This is a genomic window from Flavobacterium sp. DSR3-2 (genome assembly GCF_049896525.1).
GTDB lineage: Bacteria > Bacteroidota > Bacteroidia > Flavobacteriales > Flavobacteriaceae > Flavobacterium.
The window spans coordinates 342,516-359,368 of the sequence record NZ_JAFCUM010000001.1; the positions used below are offsets into that span (position 1 = coordinate 342,516).

At 35.6% G+C, this 16,853-nt stretch carries 14 protein-coding genes and 1 pseudogene; 10 read left to right on the plus strand and 5 right to left on the minus strand.

The genetic code is table 11. The features are described 5' to 3' along the window. The first annotated feature begins 56 nt into the window (after positions 1 to 56). The 9 genes from panC (at position 57) to ACP7AV_RS01465 (ending at position 9,668) form a co-directional block, all read left to right on the plus strand. Positions 57 to 905, plus strand: a complete 849-nt coding sequence (panC, locus tag ACP7AV_RS01425) for a pantoate--beta-alanine ligase (protein WP_426090466.1) — start codon at positions 57 to 59, stop codon at positions 903 to 905. A 14-nt stretch (positions 906 to 919) separates the two neighbouring features. Then, positions 920 to 1,270 carry an aspartate 1-decarboxylase gene (gene panD, locus ACP7AV_RS01430; protein WP_426062603.1) on the plus strand — a complete coding sequence of 117 codons (351 nt, stop codon included), beginning with the start codon at positions 920 to 922 and terminating at the stop codon, positions 1,268 to 1,270. Between the two features lie 250 nt (positions 1,271 to 1,520). Next, positions 1,521 to 2,669 carry an alpha/beta hydrolase gene (locus tag ACP7AV_RS01435; protein ID WP_426090467.1) on the plus strand — a complete coding sequence of 383 codons (1,149 nt, stop codon included), beginning with the start codon at positions 1,521 to 1,523 and terminating at the stop codon, positions 2,667 to 2,669. Next, complete coding sequence (gene radA / locus ACP7AV_RS01440; protein ID WP_426090468.1) at positions 2,669 to 4,030, plus strand: DNA repair protein RadA; 1,362 nt, start codon at positions 2,669 to 2,671, stop codon at positions 4,028 to 4,030. Before ACP7AV_RS01435 ends, radA begins: the two co-directional genes overlap by 1 nt. Positions 4,031 to 4,354: 324 nt before the next feature. After that, complete coding sequence (locus ACP7AV_RS01445; protein ID WP_426090469.1) at positions 4,355 to 5,566, plus strand: GAF domain-containing sensor histidine kinase; 1,212 nt, start codon at positions 4,355 to 4,357, stop codon at positions 5,564 to 5,566. Positions 5,567 to 5,691: 125 nt separating this feature from the next. Continuing rightward, positions 5,692 to 6,057, plus strand: a complete 366-nt coding sequence (locus ACP7AV_RS01450; RefSeq protein WP_426090470.1) for a hypothetical protein — start codon at positions 5,692 to 5,694, stop codon at positions 6,055 to 6,057. Between the two features lie 517 nt (positions 6,058 to 6,574). After that, positions 6,575 to 6,751, plus strand: a complete 177-nt coding sequence (locus ACP7AV_RS01455) for a hypothetical protein (protein ID WP_426090471.1) — start codon at positions 6,575 to 6,577, stop codon at positions 6,749 to 6,751. Positions 6,752 to 7,058: 307 nt separating this feature from the next. Then, positions 7,059 to 7,502 (plus strand): hypothetical protein, encoded by a 444-nt coding sequence (locus tag ACP7AV_RS01460; protein ID WP_426062598.1) that lies wholly within the window; start codon positions 7,059 to 7,061, stop codon positions 7,500 to 7,502. A gap of 204 nt (positions 7,503 to 7,706) precedes the next feature. Further along, positions 7,707 to 9,668: a biosynthetic peptidoglycan transglycosylase gene (locus ACP7AV_RS01465; RefSeq protein WP_426090472.1), complete on the plus strand. Its 1,962-nt coding sequence runs from the start codon at positions 7,707 to 7,709 to the stop codon at positions 9,666 to 9,668. 115 nt (positions 9,669 to 9,783) lie between these two features. Here the strand turns inward: ACP7AV_RS01465 and ACP7AV_RS01470 are convergent, their stop codons facing one another. The 3 genes from ACP7AV_RS01470 to ACP7AV_RS01480 form a co-directional block, all read right to left on the minus strand. Beyond that, positions 9,784 to 10,821: an aldo/keto reductase gene (locus tag ACP7AV_RS01470; RefSeq protein ID WP_426090473.1), complete on the minus strand. Its 1,038-nt coding sequence runs from the start codon at positions 10,819 to 10,821 to the stop codon at positions 9,784 to 9,786. 267 nt (positions 10,822 to 11,088) lie between these two features. Further along, a complete protein-coding gene (locus tag ACP7AV_RS01475) occupies positions 11,089 to 12,030 on the minus strand; it encodes an OmpA family protein (RefSeq protein ID WP_426090474.1) in 942 nt (313 codons plus the stop codon). A gap of 180 nt (positions 12,031 to 12,210) precedes the next feature. Beyond that, on the minus strand, positions 12,211 to 12,972 hold the full coding sequence (locus tag ACP7AV_RS01480) for an exodeoxyribonuclease III (RefSeq protein ID WP_426090475.1): 762 nt from the start codon (positions 12,970 to 12,972) through the stop codon (positions 12,211 to 12,213). 203 nt (positions 12,973 to 13,175) lie between these two features. Between ACP7AV_RS01480 and ACP7AV_RS01485 the strand changes: the two genes are divergently transcribed. Continuing rightward, positions 13,176 to 14,978, plus strand: coding sequence for a GNAT family N-acyltransferase (locus tag ACP7AV_RS01485; protein ID WP_426062593.1), 1,803 nt, complete (start codon positions 13,176 to 13,178; stop codon positions 14,976 to 14,978). Between the two features lie 56 nt (positions 14,979 to 15,034). On the opposite strand, the gene ACP7AV_RS01490 is transcribed toward ACP7AV_RS01485, so the two are convergent. Both ACP7AV_RS01490 and ACP7AV_RS01495 read right to left on the minus strand, forming a co-directional pair. Next, positions 15,035 to 15,316, minus strand: coding sequence for a TM2 domain-containing protein (locus ACP7AV_RS01490; protein WP_426062592.1), 282 nt, complete (start codon positions 15,314 to 15,316; stop codon positions 15,035 to 15,037). A 458-nt stretch (positions 15,317 to 15,774) separates the two neighbouring features. Beyond that, positions 15,775 to 16,713 (minus strand): annotated as a pseudogene (locus ACP7AV_RS01495) (2-hydroxyacid dehydrogenase); the annotation flags it as partial. Positions 16,714 to 16,853 lie beyond the last annotated feature (140 nt).

The following is a 16,853-nucleotide window of genomic DNA, read 5'->3' on the forward strand; positions in this document are numbered from 1 at the left end:
TTTATGCAGTTATTAACTAAAATAGTAAGTTTGCATTTAATTTTAATAATACTGCCATGCATATTTTCTACGGAAAAGCATCTTTAATGGACTATTTGAAATCTATAAAAACTATCCATTCCACCATTGGATTTGTTCCAACGATGGGTGCTTTACATCAAGGTCATTTGGCTTTAATGCAGAAATCATTGCTGGAAAACGACACTACCGTTGTCAGTATTTTTGTAAATCCTACCCAATTCAATAATTCGGAAGACTTAAAAAAATACCCCAGAACGCTGGATGAAGATGTAAAAAAACTTGCCAATCTGAATCCAAATATCATTTTGTACGCTCCAACTGTAGAGGATATTTATGACGGAACACCGGTCTCGGAATCGTTCGATTTTGACGGATTGGAAAACCAAATGGAAGGCAAATTTAGACCCGGACATTTCAATGGTGTAGGTACTATTGTAAAACGACTTTTTGAAATTATTGAACCTACTAACGCATATTTTGGCGAAAAAGATTTTCAACAATTGCAAATCGTAAAAAAGATGGTTGCTAAAAATTACTTAAAAGTAAACGTAATTGGTTGTCCTATTTACAGAGAATCTAATCATCTAGCCATGAGCTCCAGAAACGAGCGTTTATCAGCAAAGGAAAGAGATGAAGCTGCCATTATTTACAAAGTGCTAACTAATGTACGTGAGCAGTTTGCAACAAAAAGCACCGCTGAAATCTCCGGATGGGTTCAAAAATCATTCGGCAACAATCCTCACTTTACATTAGAATACTTCACCATTGCGGACGAAGCAACTCTTTTATCGTGTACACGAAAAAATAAAAATAAAAAATACCGTGCTTTTATTGCCGTATTAGTCAACAATATTCGTTTGATTGACACCATTTCATTAAATTAATTTACTTTTGTAGCATGCAAATTCAAGTATTAAAATCAAAAATTCACCGCGTTAAAGTAACCGGCGCCGATTTAAATTACATCGGATCCATCACTATTGACGAGTCATTACTAGAAGCTTCAAATATTATTGAAGGCGAAAAAGTCTCTATCGTAAACATCAATAACGGAGAACGTTTTGATACTTACGCAATCAAAGGCGAGAAAAATTCAGGAACCATAACACTCAACGGACCTGCTGCCAGAAAAGTGCAAAAAGACGATATCATCATCATCATTTCTTACGCAAGCATGGATTTTGAAGAAGCTAAAACTTTCAAACCATGGGTTATTTTTCCAAATGAAAATGACAATTCGTTGACTTAATTTATATTCGAATAAAAAACCAATAACTATTTTTTTAGCTACTTATTCTTTGATTTTGTATTTTAAAATCCGAGAATCAGTAGCTGTTTTTTTTAACGCTGTTTTTCTAAACAAATAAACGCTGATTTCGCCCTTGAAATCAAAGCGCATTCTTAACATTTACTGGCATTCATTTTCAATTAAAAGTAATAATGTTTATATTGCTTGCTCTTATTTAGAGTAAATCATAATTTCTAAAACAAACTAAATCATGAAAAAACTAATACTCTTATTACTCTTTTCTGTTTCCGCATTTTCACAAAAAACTACGATTGCTTTCGATTCTCAAGTGCTTGGTGAAAGTCGGGAAATCACCATTGGACTTCCGCCTTCTTTTGAAAAAAACCCTAATAAAAAATACCCGATTCTCGTTTTATTGGACGGCGATTACTTGTTTGAACCTTTCTTTGGCGCTTTAAATTATGGAGCCTATTGGGATGATTTACCGGAAACCATTATCGTTGGCATCAGCCAAAACAAAAATAAGGAACGATTTGACGATTGCAATTATGACGAAGCAGATGGCGTACCTTCTGGAAAAGGAGCGAAATTTTTTGAGTTTATTGGCACGGAATTACTACCATACATTGAAAAAAAATACCCTGTTGCGCCTTTCCGCATCATCGCCGGTCATGACACGACTGCTGGTTTTTTGAACTTTTTTCTGTATAAAGACAATCCCATTTTCAATGCCTATATTTCATTAAGCCCCGAATTAGCGCCTGATATGGAAAATCGCATTCCGGAGCAACTTTCAAAACTCAAACAACCAATTTTTTATTATCAGTCAAATGGTGATGGCGATGTAAAAAAACTACAGACATCCATCAAGAAATTAGACACCAGTATAAAACAGGTGACGAATCCGTTACTTAATTATAAGTTTGATAATTTTGCAGGAGCTTCCCATTATTCACTGGTTCTGTATTCGATTCCAAATGCTTTGTACCAATTTTTCGACACTTATAAACCCATTTCTTCTACCGAATATTCGGATAAAATTGTCATCCTTCAATCGGGATATGTAGATTACCTGACCAATAAATACGAGGTTTTGTCTAAAAATTTAGGCCTAAAAATGCCCATTCGCGTCAACGACTTCAAAGCTATTGAAGCTGCAATTCTTAAAAATAAAGCCTATTCAGAACTGGATAAATTAGCTGAAATTGCCAACAAAAATTATCCAAAATCAATGCTAGCCGATTATGAATTGGGTTTAATGTATGAAAAAATGGGCGACCTTAAAAAAGCGGCAAAACGTTATCAAACCGCGTCCCAATTAGAGGAAATTGGCAACCTGACAAAAAATATGATGATGGAAAAATACGATGATATGACCAGTCAAACACCAAAAAAATAATGTCAAAAGTAAAAACAACTTTTTTTTGCCAAAACTGTGGCACACAATATGCAAAATGGCAAGGACAATGCAATTCTTGTAAAGAATGGAATACCATTGCAGAAGAAATTATCCAAAAACAAGAAAAAACAGCTTGGAAAAGTGAAACGCCTAATAGCAGTAAGGCACCAAAACCATTACGAATAAACGAAATTGATTCGGCCCAGGAAATCCGAATGGACACCACTGATGGCGAATTGAATCGCGTTCTGGGTGGCGGAATAGTTCCCGGCTCCTTAATTCTTTTGGGCGGTGAACCCGGAATTGGAAAAAGTACGCTTTTGCTTCAAATTTCTTTAAAACTACCGTATAAAACCTTATATGTTTCGGGTGAAGAAAGTCAGAAACAAATAAAAATGCGTGCCGAAAGAATCACACCCAGCGGCGACAATTGCTATATTCTTACCGAGACCAAAACACAAAATATCTTCAAGCAAATTGAAGCCATACAACCGGAAATCGTGATTATCGATTCCATTCAAACGCTTCACACGGATTATATTGAATCCACTCCCGGAAGTATTTCTCAGATTCGGGAAACCACCGCCGAACTAATTAAATTTGCCAAAGAAACCAATATTCCCGTGATTCTTATTGGTCATATTACCAAAGACGGAAATATTGCAGGGCCAAAAATCCTGGAACACATGGTCGACACCGTTTTACAATTTGAAGGCGACAGAAATCACGTGTATCGCATTTTACGTTCGTTAAAAAACCGTTTCGGTTCCACTGCCGAAATAGGAATTTATGAAATGTTAGGAAGCGGATTACGCGAAGTTTCGAATCCTTCGGAAATATTGATTTCACACAAAGACGAGGAATTATCCGGAACCGCAATTGCCTCCACATTAGAAGGCATGCGCCCGTTAATGATTGAAATCCAAGCCTTGGTCAGCACCGCAGTTTATGGAACACCGCAACGCAGCACCACGGGTTATAATGCCAAAAGACTCAATATGATTCTGGCCGTTTTAGAGAAAAGAGCCGGTTTCAGGCTTGGCGCCAAAGACGTTTTTCTGAACATAACCGGAGGAATTTCAGTAGATGATCCCGCAATAGATTTGGCTGTTGTAGCCGCCATTTTATCCTCGAATGAAGATATTGCAGTCAATAAAGATTTTTGCTTTGCCGGCGAAGTGGGACTTTCTGGCGAAATACGTCCTGTAAATCGCGTGGACCAACGCATTCAGGAAGCAGAAAAATTAGGTTTTTCGACCATTTTTGTATCAAAATACAATAAAATTGCATTAAAAAATACCGGAATCAACATTAGATTAGTAGCCAAAATTGAAGATGTGGCGAGTGAATTGTTTGGCTGATATTTAAAATAACATTCCTTTTTATAGGCTCATTGCTGCAAGAAATTACGAATGCTTGGTGTATGAAGTAGAAGCTTTAGTTATAGATTTGTATAGTGAAGAGATTACGAGTATGCGCTACAGGGTTTAACAAATGTCATCTTTTATTTTACTTTTGTAAAATTTTATTACTAACTAATTGCTGGTATTGATGATAAATAATTTAGAAAAAAATTAAAGGCAAATTACACTGTTAAAGAAAAATCTAAGGAATAAATATTGTTCCTCAATAAGGGAACATTAAACTAAAGAAAAATAATCATACTGAAAGTAAGACATAAAAATATGAAGACTCTAGAAAACGATAATGAAATAGAGCGTGTAAAAGCATTGATGGAGTTTGATATAATGGACACTCTTCCGGAAAAAATGTTTGATGATTTAACAAAAATTGCTTCTTCAATTTGTAATACGCCAATATCACTAATCAATTTCATTGATAGTGAGCGTCAGTATTTCAAGTCAAATTTAGGACTTGGGGAAGGTGAACCGGCACCATTGGAGCATTCTTTTTGCGCACATGCGATTGCAGATCCTCAGTCGCATTTCGAAGTTACAGATGCTCGTGTAAATCCTCAATTTGCCGCGAACCCCTTGGTGACCGGTCACCCTAATATCGTTTTTTATTATGGTATTCCACTCGTTACTTCCGAAGGTTTTGCTTTAGGTTCATTGTGCGTCATAGACCAAAAGCCCGGTAAATTATCCGCAGCACAAACTGAAGCACTGCAAAGTTTATCAAATCAGGTAATGTTTTTATTAGATCTTAGAAAGAAAAATAAACTGTTGGTCTCTTATCAGCAAAAATTACAGGAATACTCTTCAAACATGGAAGCTTTTTCGGCAATGGCATCACATGATTTGAAGCAACCGTTAGGTTCTGTTCAAGCAGCGCTAAAAATTATCAAGGTGAAACACGAGGATTTATGGGACGATACCGACCAAACATTCTTTAAATTAATTAACAACACCACTACTAGAATGAACCTTTTGATACATGATTTACTGGATTATGCAAAAGGAGGTTTTATTACCAAAGAGTTTGAGTCCATCGATGTGAACTTATTGATTACATCTATTTTTGAAGAACTAACTGAAAATATCGATGGTCACAAGCCAGAAATCAATATTGACACAATGCCGGTAATAAAAAGTTCACGTACGGCACTGATCGTATTATTCAAAAATATATTGAGTAATGCCTTAAAATATCAAATAAAAGCAACACGCACACAATTGAATATAAAGCTCGAAGAATCGAACTCTATTTTTACTTTTTCAATAGAAGATAACGGAATAGGCATAAAACCAGAATATCTCAAAACTATTTTTGAACCATTCAAACGTTTACATAATCAAGAAGAGTTTGACGGTAGCGGCTTAGGTTTAGCCTCTTGCAAAAAGATAGTTGAAAAACTAAATGGGGAAATCTGGGCAACATCAGAATTAAATAAAGGGACCACAATCCACTTTACAATACAACAAAACAAATTATAAGAAAAAATATTATATAACCACAACACAAAACCCCACGGCTCGGGCATATTAACACAACCATAGCGAAAATCTGCAATCCATTCCCATTACAGTCAGCACATAACACAAAATAGTAATAACCTAAAATGAAATCGTATCCAGAACATTTACAAATCGTCAATACCTTTCATGAACTTGGAGAAACCATTGCTGCTGTCAGGTTTTTAATACAAGAATATGGTTTAGAAAACCCAAATTTTAAAGGCTTTGAATTGAGGGAAAAAGCCAAACCAGAATTTATCCTAATGACTACCGAAGGCGCTCTTGGCGAACCCCAAATTATCCGCATTCCTGAAAACACTTTCAAATATCCGCTGCACTTAATGCTCAATTTGCTACTGCATGAAATGATTCACATGGGTCAAAAAATGACAGAAAACTTGATTGAAGATAAAAATGAAAGAGAATGGCAAGCCTATTACGAAATGCTTTTTCATAAAACATTTCCTTAAATTCCTGAACTTCAATATTTTCACAAACGCTTCTTTGCAAAAAAAGCGTTGGAATACTACAATAGAATGGGCGAAGGTTCTGAACTTCAATTAAAATACGCCGATTAAAAACTGGAAACTGACAATCTGCTGTCTTTTCTGGAGGCAAAAACGAAATAGTACTTTTTAACTTCTTCAACTTTCCTTGAGTCACTTTAAAAATTCCTTATTTTAAAGAAAAACAACAATTCAGAAGAAGAATTAATTATTTTTTGTAACTTTATGTTTAACAATGCATTGCGAAAATAAAATGAAACCTTCACACCAAAATATGACTCATTTATACGAACATTTAGGCAAGGTGTTCTATTATATTGCGGCCATTGAAAAAACCATTGGTAAAGAGGAAGTAGAGAAACTGAAATAAAACCTTAAGAAGGAATCGCTTCCGCTGGAAAACAGTTTCAATGAATATGGCGATGACACCGCTTATTAAGTCGAAATTGTTTTTGACCGGCTGGTCACAAATGAATGGGAATTGGAACAAGTGATTTCCGACTTTAAAATTTTCAGAACAGAACATCAGCACTTGTTCACGCCGGAAATTAATGCCTTAATTCTAAAAACTACCAACGCCATCGCTTCTTCGTTTTCAGGAAAAAATAAATCAGAACAAGTTTTAACTAGAGAACTTACGTTCATTTTAAATGGTTGAAAATTAAATGAATAATTGTTGGGCGTAAATAATAATATTTCAAATAATCAAAAATAAGAAATTGAACCAAATAGAAACACAGAGAAAAAAAGTCAGATAGCCCAATTATTGGGTTTACATGACTATAATTTTCATTAAAAAAGTGAAACGCTTTCCAAAATTTTATAATCTATGTGTCTAGCCTGCACAGGGCGAAGTCAGAGTGGATTTAAAAAAATTAAACACATCGAATTACACCCAACGGATTGAATGAAAATTAAAATAAAGCTGTTTTAAAACAATCTACTTTAACTTAAAAATCAAAGACATGAAAAGACAAACTGGCATTTGGATAGATTCCTCAAAAGCAATAATTGTTGCTCTTGATGGTGATACAGAAAAAATTACTGAAATAGATTCTGAGGTTGAAAACAACGTATATCACAACAGGGAAGGCAACAAAGGCACTTTCTCCAGCGACAGCCATCATAGCACTAACGAATCACAATTTGAGGCTCGAAAAGAAGAACAACTCAATTACTTTATAAAATCCGTTTTGTCTTACGTCAAAAAATCAGATGAACTTATTGTTTTTGGTCCGGCACAAACCAAAACAAGGTTAGAAAAAAAATTAATGGACGGAAATTTAATCGAACCCGGAAAACTAAAAGCAGTAGAAACCGCAGACAAAATGACCTTAAACCAAATTGTGGAAAAAGTAAGACGTTATTACAACCCTTCCGAATATAAAAAACCGGAACCCAACAGCTAATATCCCTACTTCTAAGACATAAAAAAACTACAACTCAGTTATGTTGTAGTTTTTTTATGTCTTAAAATGGAATATCAATCATTTTCCCAATCAACCTTCTAAAGAAAATTATAAAAAACTTTCCTTTAGTATTATTTTCCTTTTCTTTATGTCCAATATTCCAAACGCCTGTTGTTTTAGATTCTATTACTTATTAAACCATTTATGAAAAAACAAAAAATATTTTTAGTTGCAAAAATACTTTTTGTACTATTTGCAGTTTTTATTATTGGTTTTTATATGTTTCGTGATGCCGTTTTACAGCAGACGATTGCAAAAGTTACCCATGAAATGGCAGTGGATTATAATAGTACTTTTACAATAAAAAAAGCTTCTTTTGACGGATTATCGGGCTTGAATCTTACTGAAATAATATTGGTTCCAAAAAATGCCGACACGCTTCTAAGAATACAAAAATTAAAAACCAGCGTCAATTTATTGCGCTTGGTTATGGGCGATGTACAACTTGGAACTTTAGAAATACAAAATGGTTTTGTACAGCTGATAAAAAAAGGGAAAACAGGAAATTACGATGCTTTTCTAAATAAAGACATTCAAACTGAGATTCGCGACGAGAAAAGAGATTACGCACAGTTTGCTTACAACATCATCTCAAAAGCATTGAATTTAGTCCCGACAGATATGATTTTCTACAATCTTTCTTTCCGACTCAATGATAACGGGAAAAAAGCAACCATCAATTTTCAAAAATTGCTATTGGTCAGTAAGCAATTGGAAGCTTCAATAAAAGTTCAAACCAACACCATTTCACAACGTTGGAAAATCAAAGGTTTTGCCGATCCAAGAAACAAAAAAGCCGATATCCGTTTTGTAAATATAGATACTGGCGCCATCCAAATGCCTTATTTAGATGAACGTTTTAACCTGAAATCGAGTTTTGATTCTATCAGATTGAATATTCAAAACATAGATAAAGACGGCGACGAATTACATATTGATGGTTTTATGGCTATTGCTAATTTAAAAATTAACCACCCAAAAATTGCCAGTAAAGATGTATTGCTAAAAAACGCCAGATTTGATTACCGATTTTTATTGGGTTCTAATTTTATTTCAATTGACAGCAACTCAACGGTTCAATTGAACAAGATAAAATTTTATCCTTACGCGGCTTATGAAACGGAAAAAGATACGATTTATAAACTCAAAGTAAACATCCCTAAAATGAAAGCGCAAGACTTTATTACTTCGCTTCCTGACGGTTTATTTGCCAATTTTCAAGGAATGAAAGCCAGCGGTACTTTTGATTATAAATTGGATTTTGCATATAATCAAAACAAACCCAATCAGTTGGTTTTTGACAGTAAATTGAAGAAAGAAAATTTAAAAATTACCAAATATGGCAGAGCCAATCTCAACAAACTTAATGGTGAATTTGTGTATCGGGCACTTATAAAAAACGTGTTGCAACGCCCGGTTTTAGTGGGTTCGGCTAATGCAAATTATACGCCACTGGAACAAATTTCGCCGTATTTAAGAAAATCGGTTTTGACAACGGAAGATCCTTCTTTCTTTTCGCATCGTGGGTTTATCAAAGAAGCTTTCAAACAATCGATTATCAAAAATATTAAAACCAAAAAATTCTCGCGCGGTGCCAGTACCATCAGCATGCAGTTAGTGAAAAATGTTTTTCTCAGTCGAGAGAAAACAGTGTCGCGTAAACTGGAAGAGATTTTATTGGTTTACATTCTAGAAAACAACCGGATTGTGAGCAAGGAGCGCATGCTCGAAGTGTATTTTAATATTATCGAATGGGGTCCAAATGTCTATGGAATTGGTGAAGCGAGTCAGTTTTACTTTCAAAAAACACCCTCGGAATTATCGCTGAACGAATGCTTGTATCTCGCCAGAATTATTCCAAGTCCGAAAAAATTCATGTATCAGTTCAACGATCAAGGGATGTTGAAAGATTTTGCGATACAACAAGAATCGTTCTTAACAAATATCATGTTTCGAAGAGGGCTTTTAACTCCTGAAGACACTATTTACAAGTCCTTACCCATATTGATTTCAGGACCTGCAAAATCTTTTATCAAATTTAAAGTACAAGATTCCACGCAAATTAAAGTGGATTCCGTGGCCGTTGATGACGAATTTGACCTTTAATTCTTAAAATTTAACTACAAAGTTCACAATGAAAGCGCGAATTTCACAAAGATTTGAACTGATTTTTTTTGATCCTAAAGTATAAAACTTCGTGAACTTTGTGGTTAAAATTAATTTATGGTGCCGGGTCAGGAATTACCGCTTGCACCTCATCAATCGCCATTAAAATCTCTTCCGAAAGTGATACTTGAATCGTATTAATATTTTCTTTTAATTGTTCCAATGTGGTTGCGCCAATAATTGTGCTCGTTACAAATGGCTGTTGCGATACAAATGCCAAAGACAATTCTGTTAAAGACAATCCGTTTTTCTTGGCGATTTCCTGATATAAGCGTGTAGCTTCGGTACTTTGTGTGCTGTTGTATCTGGAAAATTGTGGGAATAATTTTATTCTGGCATTTGGATGACTTTCACCTGTAAGAAATTTACCGGACAAAACTCCAAAAGCCATTGGCGAATAAGCCAATAAACCGACATTTTCTCTGATGCAAATCTCAGCGGAACCGTTTTCAAAAAGTCGATTTAAAAGCGAATATGGATTCTGAATCGTTTTTATTCTTGGCAAATCGTTGTATTTGCTTTCTTCCAGAAAACGCATAATTCCCCATGGCGTTTCATTAGAAAGTCCGATGTGATTAATTTTTCCTTCTTTAATAAAACCGTCTAATGTCTCCAAAACGTTATGAATGTTATCTTCCCAACCATCTTCTTGTACTTTAAAACCGCGTTGTCCGAAAAAGTTCGTTTTACGTTCCGGCCAATGCAATTGATACACATCAATGTAATCCGTCTGTAAGCGTTGTAAACTTTGGTCTAAAGCAAATTTGATGCTGGCGGGCGAAAAATCATTTTTCTCACGCATGTATGTGAAATTTGGATTGGGTCCAGCAATTTTAGAAGCCAAAACTATTTCTTCTCTTTTACCTGTTTTTTTGAACCAGGTTCCTAGGATTTTCTCTGTACTTCCGTACGTTTCTTCACGCGCCGGAACCGAATACATTTCGGCAGTATCAAAGAAATTGATTCCGTTTTCTAAGGCATAATCCATTTGGGCATGGCCATCAGCTTCTGTATTTTGTTGTCCAAAAGTCATGGTTCCAAGGCAAATTTTGCTGACTTTTACATCAGTATTGGGTAAAGTGGTGTATTTCATGTTGAAGGGAATTGTATTATATTTTTTCGAAAACAAAGATAAAATTAGTTTGTCGTTACCATTTGCTGTTAACAGAAAATTGAGAAAAGTTTACAAAATATAACCGCAAATTCGCAAATTAAAAGCCTTCAATCGAAAGATAAAATTAGCAAATTGGCGGTAGTTATAGGAAAGTTCTTTTTTTAAACCATTGCAACATTAAGTTTCATTTTGAATAAGCCCTTAAATACCGATATGGTGAAAATTATAACATTAGATGTTTTGATCTTAATTTATCTCATTCAACATTTCGGCAATTTCATCTAATCTTGGAGTCAGAATGATTTCAATTCTACGGTTTTTCGCTTTTCCTTCCGCGGTTGCATTGCTTCCCAATGGTGAAAATTCTCCTCTTCCGGCAGCCGTTAGATTTTCCTTGTTGATTTTCTTGTTTTCACTCAAAATAGCGACAATTGCCGTCGCTCTTTTGGTCGATAAATCCCAGTTGTCAGCAATAGGACCTGAAGCCGTGAAGGCGTCATCATCTGTATGACCTTCAATAAGCACGGAAATATCCGGGTTGTCACCCAAAACTTTACCTAATTCTACAACTGCTTTTTTACCTTCGGAACCTACAGCCCAACTTCCCGAATTGAAAAGTAATTTGTTCTCCATGGAAACATACACTTTCCCGTTTTTTTGTTGAACGGTCAGCCCTTTTCCTTCAAAACTATTCAAGGCTTTCGACAAGGTTTCTTTTAGTTTTTTCATGCTGGCTTCTTTGGCAGCGATCAAATCTTCCAGTTCTTGCAAACGTTGTGCGCTTTTGCTCAATCGCTCTTGTTCGAATGCCAATGCTTTTCCTTTTTCGTCTAATTGTTCCAGCAAATCACGATTTTTCTTCATGTTGCTTTGCAAAGCGTCTCCGCTATTTTTTTCTAAAGCGACATACGAATCCTGCAAGACTTTGAACTTATTTTGAGCAGCCGCGTAATCTGCTTTCAATTTATCCAATTCCGCTTTGGATTTGCTTAAATCAGTTTTTAACTCGTCGCGGTCTAATTCTAATTGGTTTTTAGCTTTTAGCAAATCGGCATTATCATCTGCTAAACTTCTATTTTCTTTTTTGGAATCGGCGTATTTACTTTCTAAATCATTGTATATTTTCTTGGTTACGCAGGAAGTGGAAAGCGCCAGTACTAATAATCCGATGGAAACTCTTTTAATCATTTTGTTGGTATTTATGTTGTTTCTTATGTTGCGATGAAAGCAAAAATTAAATTATAATCGGATGCCCTAGCCCCGATAAAAGTGAAAATCCTTTCTAGTCCTGAACTTGTTTCAGGATCATGAAACAAGTTTAGGACTAGAAAGATTGTAACGGATAGCGGGAAACAGCTCCTAAAATTGTTACTCTAATTCCACTAAAACTGGACAATGATCCGAATGAACGGCATCGGATAAAATAACGGCTCTTTTTAATTTATGTTTTAAAGTATCGCTGACTAAATTGTAATCGATACGCCAACCTTTGTTGTTTCCTCTGGCTCCGGCGCGGTAACTCCACCACGAATATTGGTGCGGTTCGGAATTGAAATGGCGAAAACTATCAACAAATCCCAACTTCATGAATCCATCTAGCCAAGATCTCTCCTGAGGTAAAAATCCCGAAACATTTTTGTTGCGGACAGGATCGTGAATGTCAATTGCCTCGTGACAAATGTTGTAGTCGCCACAAATAATAAGGTTTGGCATTTCTTTTTTTAGTTCGTTGATGTAGGTTTGAAAATCATCCATGAACGTGAATTTATGATCCAATCGATCAATATTTGTTCCCGATGGCAGGTACAAACTCATCACTGAAAAATCATCAAAATCAGCACGAAGGTTTCTTCCTTCGAAATCCATGTGGTGAATTCCGGTGCCGTGAAAGACATTGTTGGGTTTGATTTTAGAGAGAATCGCTACACCACTGTATCCTTTTTTCGTTGCTGAATAGTAGTATTGGTACGGATAACCTGCTTTTGTGATATCTTCGACAGGGATTTGATCTTCGGTCGCTTTAATTTCCTGTAGACAAATAATATCCGGATTTGCGTGTTGCAACCAATCGATAAATCCTTTAGAAATGGCGGCTCTGATTCCGTTTACGTTGTATGAAATAATTCTCATTTAAAAAAAATTTGAATTTCTTCCGGAAAATTATCTTCCCCTGCGGTTGTCAGGAACCCACTTTTTTATTTTCTCGGAAAAAATTATATTGTTTGAATGTGGGTTCCAAATGTAACAAAAAAGTACAAGTTTGATTGAGAAAAATAGAGAAAATGGAGTTTTTTGCTATCTTTGTTTCTTGCTCCAAAAAAAACAAAAAATACATGGGTTTAGTAACCGCGAAAGAAGTTGCAAAAGCAATAAATGCAGATAAGTACGGAGTTTTAGGTACTTTTTCCGGCTGGATGCTGATGAAGGCGCTAAAAATCTCTACCTTAAATAAAGTATATGACAGAAATAAACATCTTCAGGATGTTGCCTTTTTAAATGGAATTCTAGATGATTTACAAATAAAATTTGAAATACCTGAAGAGGATTTAAAACGATTGCCAAAAGAAGGTGCGTATATCACCATTTCAAATCATCCGTTAGGAGGAATTGACGGAGTTCTGTTATTAAAATTGATGCTGGAAAGAGAACCAAATTTCAAAATTATCGCTAATTTCCTTTTGCATCGCATTGAACCGCTCAAAAAATACATCATGCCGGTGAATCCTTTTGAAAATCATAAGGATACTAAATCGAGTGTGGTAGGAATAAAAGAAACTTTTCGCCATTTGAGTGACGGAAAACCGTTAGGTATTTTCCCTGCAGGAGAAGTTTCAACCTATAAAGACGGAAAATTAATGGTAGATAAACCTTGGGAAGAAGGCGCTATTAAAGTAATCCGAAAAGCCCAAGTTCCTGTCGTTCCCATTTATTTTCATGCTAAAAACAGTCGGTTATTTTATTTGCTTTCTAAAATCAGCGGGACTTTTAGGACCGCAAAACTACCGTCAGAAGTATTTAGCCAGAAACATCGTGTGATAAAAGTGCGCATTGGGAAACCGATTTCAGTAAGCGAACAAAACGAACATACTACGCTCGAGGAATACTCAGAATTTTTACGAAAGAAAACGTACATGCTGGCAAATCCTTTTGAAAAAGAAAGCACTTTTTTGCCAACACCTACTTTAAAAATTCTTAAAAGTCCAAAGAAAATTGTCACTCCCGCCAATCAGGACAAAATGACGAAGGAAGTGGATGCATTGCGAAGTACGGATTGTCGTCTTTTACAAAGTAAAAATTACGAAGTGTTTCTCGCTGAAGCAAAAAAAATACCCAATATCCTGCACGAAATTGGCCGTCTTCGAGAAATAACTTTTAGAGAAGTTGGCGAAGGAACCAATGAGTCTATTGATTTAGACAAGCACGATCAATATTACCATCACCTGTTTTTATGGGATAATGAAGCTAATAAAATTGCCGGTGCCTACCGAATGGGATTGGGTTCAGAAATTTATCCGAAATATGGAATAAATGGTTTTTACCTCAATGATCTCTTCCGATTTGAACCAGAATTACATGATATGATGCACAAATCCATAGAAATGGGGCGCGCCTTTATCATCAAAGAATACCAACAAAAACCAATGCCGCTTTTCTTGCTTTGGAAAGGAATTATGCATACCACTTTACGCTATCCGGAACATAAATTTTTATTGGGAGGCGTGAGTATCAGCAACCAATTTTCTGATTTTTCGAAATCACTGATGATTGAATTCATGAAGTCTAATTATTACGATCCGTATATTGCGCAATACATTCATCCGAAGAAAGCGTACAAGGTCAAACTGAAGGATGCCGATAAAGATTTCATTTTTGATGAAGCTGAATCCGATTTAAATAAGTTTGATAAAATTATTGATGAGCTCGAACCAGGAAGTTTGCGTTTGCCGGTTTTGATCAAAAAATACATCAAACAAAACGCGAAGGTGGTCGCTTTTAATGTGGATCCGTTATTTAATAATGCCGTTGATGGATTGATGTACATCCGAATTGCAGATATTCCGGAAAGCACTATGAAACCGGTAATGGAAGAGTTTCAGGCTGAATTGGAACGCAAACTGAGCGAGAAAGAAGATTGACTGCAGAATGCCTGTTTATAAAAAAAATCCCGAACTTATTCGGGATTTTTTATGTATTAAAACCATGCTTTTTTACCAACTTGATACGTTTGGTAAAACTCTTCGTCAGATTTTGTTAAATAAATTATTCCTTCAATAAGTCCCAATAAACCGGTTACGGTTCCACAAGTGCATAAACTAATTACTAACCAAATAATCCCTACTGTAGTGTAACCTAAAAAAAATTTGTGAATCGCTAAAGGTCCTAAAAGAATAGCAAGCAGCCCTGCCGCAAGTCTCTTGTTGTTTTGTCGTACTGGAAGCGGATTATTCCATTCTTCATTTTTCAAGTTTTCCATAAATTATTGGTATTAGCTTGTTTTTCAGCGGTTAAAAATATAAAATTTTATTGAAATGCTTTATCTGTTGGTTCCCAAAGTTCGATCTTATTTCCCTCGCTATCCAGAATCCAACCAAATTTTCCATACTCATAAGACTCCATATCACCCACAATTGTTACACCCTCATCCGATAATTTTTTTAATAAATTCTCTAAATCATGCACTCGGAAATTTTGCATGAATTGTTTCTCACTTGGTGCAAAATAAGTGGTGTCCTCCACAAATGGCGACCACTGTGTAGAACAATCATTACCCTCTTTGTCTTTCCACCAGAAAGTAGCACCATATTGATCGGTTTTTAAACCCAAGTGTTTTGCATACCAAGCAACCAGTTCTTTTGAATTTTTTGATTTAAAAAAGAAACCGCCAATTCCTGTCACGCGTTGCTCCGGCTCTACATCTTTGGCTTGACCAAAATATTTAGTTTTTATCTTATCTACAATTACTTGAGCCAATCGCTGGTGACTTTCAAATGTCCAACCGGCAACATGCGGCGTCAAAATTACATTCTTGGCTTTCAACAAATATTGAAAAGCTTCTGGGGTGTGCTTATCATTAAAAAGAGTCTCGAAAGACAATTTCTCGTATTCCAAAACATCCAAACCAGCACCGAGAATTTTACCGGATTGCATGGCAGCAACCAAATCGGCAGTAACAATATTCTTACCGCGAGATGTATTTATAATCCAAAAGGGTTTAGTAAATCCATTGATAAAATCACTGTCAACCATTTTATCCGTTTCGGGAGTCCACGGAATATGCAAACTTACGACATCCACTTTTTGCTGAAATTCTGCTAGTGAAAGTTGCTTCGCATTAGCATCACCTACATTTTCCTTAATATCGTAACACAACACTTTGACATCAAAACCACGAAGTTTTTTTGCAAAAGATTTTCCCATGTTTCCGTAACCAATAATTCCCACCGTTTTACCGTCGAGTTCATGACCGCGATTGCTTTCCCGATTCCAGTGTCCTGAACGTATCTCGCTGTCGGCTTGGTTTAATTTATTAAAAAGTGACAAAATCATTCCCAATGTATGTTCGGCAACCGCATTTCTGTTTCCTTCCGGAGCCGCAATCAGCGTGATGTTTTTGGATGTGGCATATTCACAATCAATACTCTCTAATCCTGCTCCCACGCGCGCAATAAATTGCAAATTAGTGGCTTTGTCCAAAAATGTTTTGTCAATCTTGAATCGGCTCCGAATTACAATTCCTTGATACTCTTGAATTTTGGCTTCGATTTGTTCTTTTGAAGAATTGAAATCACTGTGATTTATAAATCCGGAATGCTGTAATTGATCCCAAAGTACGGGATGATTGCTGTCTATGTGAAGGATTTTGATGTCCATAATTGTTCGGTTTTTGATACTTCAAATTAACAAAAAAATTACGGTTTATTGTTTTAACAACGGAGATTAAAGTTGTAATTTGTAAATTAGCCCTCTGAATTTTTTATTATAAAATTCATGCTTATAATAAATGAAAACCA

Coding starts and splice junctions, on each gene's coding strand:
- panC (WP_426090466.1), top strand. CDS start 57: ATGCATATTTTCTACGGAAAAGCATCTTTAATGGACTATTTGAAATCT.
- panD (WP_426062603.1), top strand. CDS start 920: ATGCAAATTCAAGTATTAAAATCAAAAATTCACCGCGTTAAAGTAACC.
- ACP7AV_RS01435 (WP_426090467.1), top strand. CDS start 1,521: ATGAAAAAACTAATACTCTTATTACTCTTTTCTGTTTCCGCATTTTCA.
- radA (WP_426090468.1), top strand. CDS start 2,669: ATGTCAAAAGTAAAAACAACTTTTTTTTGCCAAAACTGTGGCACACAA.
- ACP7AV_RS01445 (WP_426090469.1), top strand. CDS start 4,355: ATGAAGACTCTAGAAAACGATAATGAAATAGAGCGTGTAAAAGCATTG.
- ACP7AV_RS01450 (WP_426090470.1), top strand. CDS start 5,692: ATGAAATCGTATCCAGAACATTTACAAATCGTCAATACCTTTCATGAA.
- ACP7AV_RS01460 (WP_426062598.1), top strand. CDS start 7,059: ATGAAAAGACAAACTGGCATTTGGATAGATTCCTCAAAAGCAATAATT.
- ACP7AV_RS01465 (WP_426090472.1), top strand. CDS start 7,707: ATGAAAAAACAAAAAATATTTTTAGTTGCAAAAATACTTTTTGTACTA.
- ACP7AV_RS01470 (WP_426090473.1), bottom strand. CDS start 10,821: ATGAAATACACCACTTTACCCAATACTGATGTAAAAGTCAGCAAAATT.
- ACP7AV_RS01475 (WP_426090474.1), bottom strand. CDS start 12,030: ATGATTAAAAGAGTTTCCATCGGATTATTAGTACTGGCGCTTTCCACT.
- ACP7AV_RS01480 (WP_426090475.1), bottom strand. CDS start 12,972: ATGAGAATTATTTCATACAACGTAAACGGAATCAGAGCCGCCATTTCT.
- ACP7AV_RS01485 (WP_426062593.1), top strand. CDS start 13,176: ATGGGTTTAGTAACCGCGAAAGAAGTTGCAAAAGCAATAAATGCAGAT.
- ACP7AV_RS01490 (WP_426062592.1), bottom strand. CDS start 15,316: ATGGAAAACTTGAAAAATGAAGAATGGAATAATCCGCTTCCAGTACGA.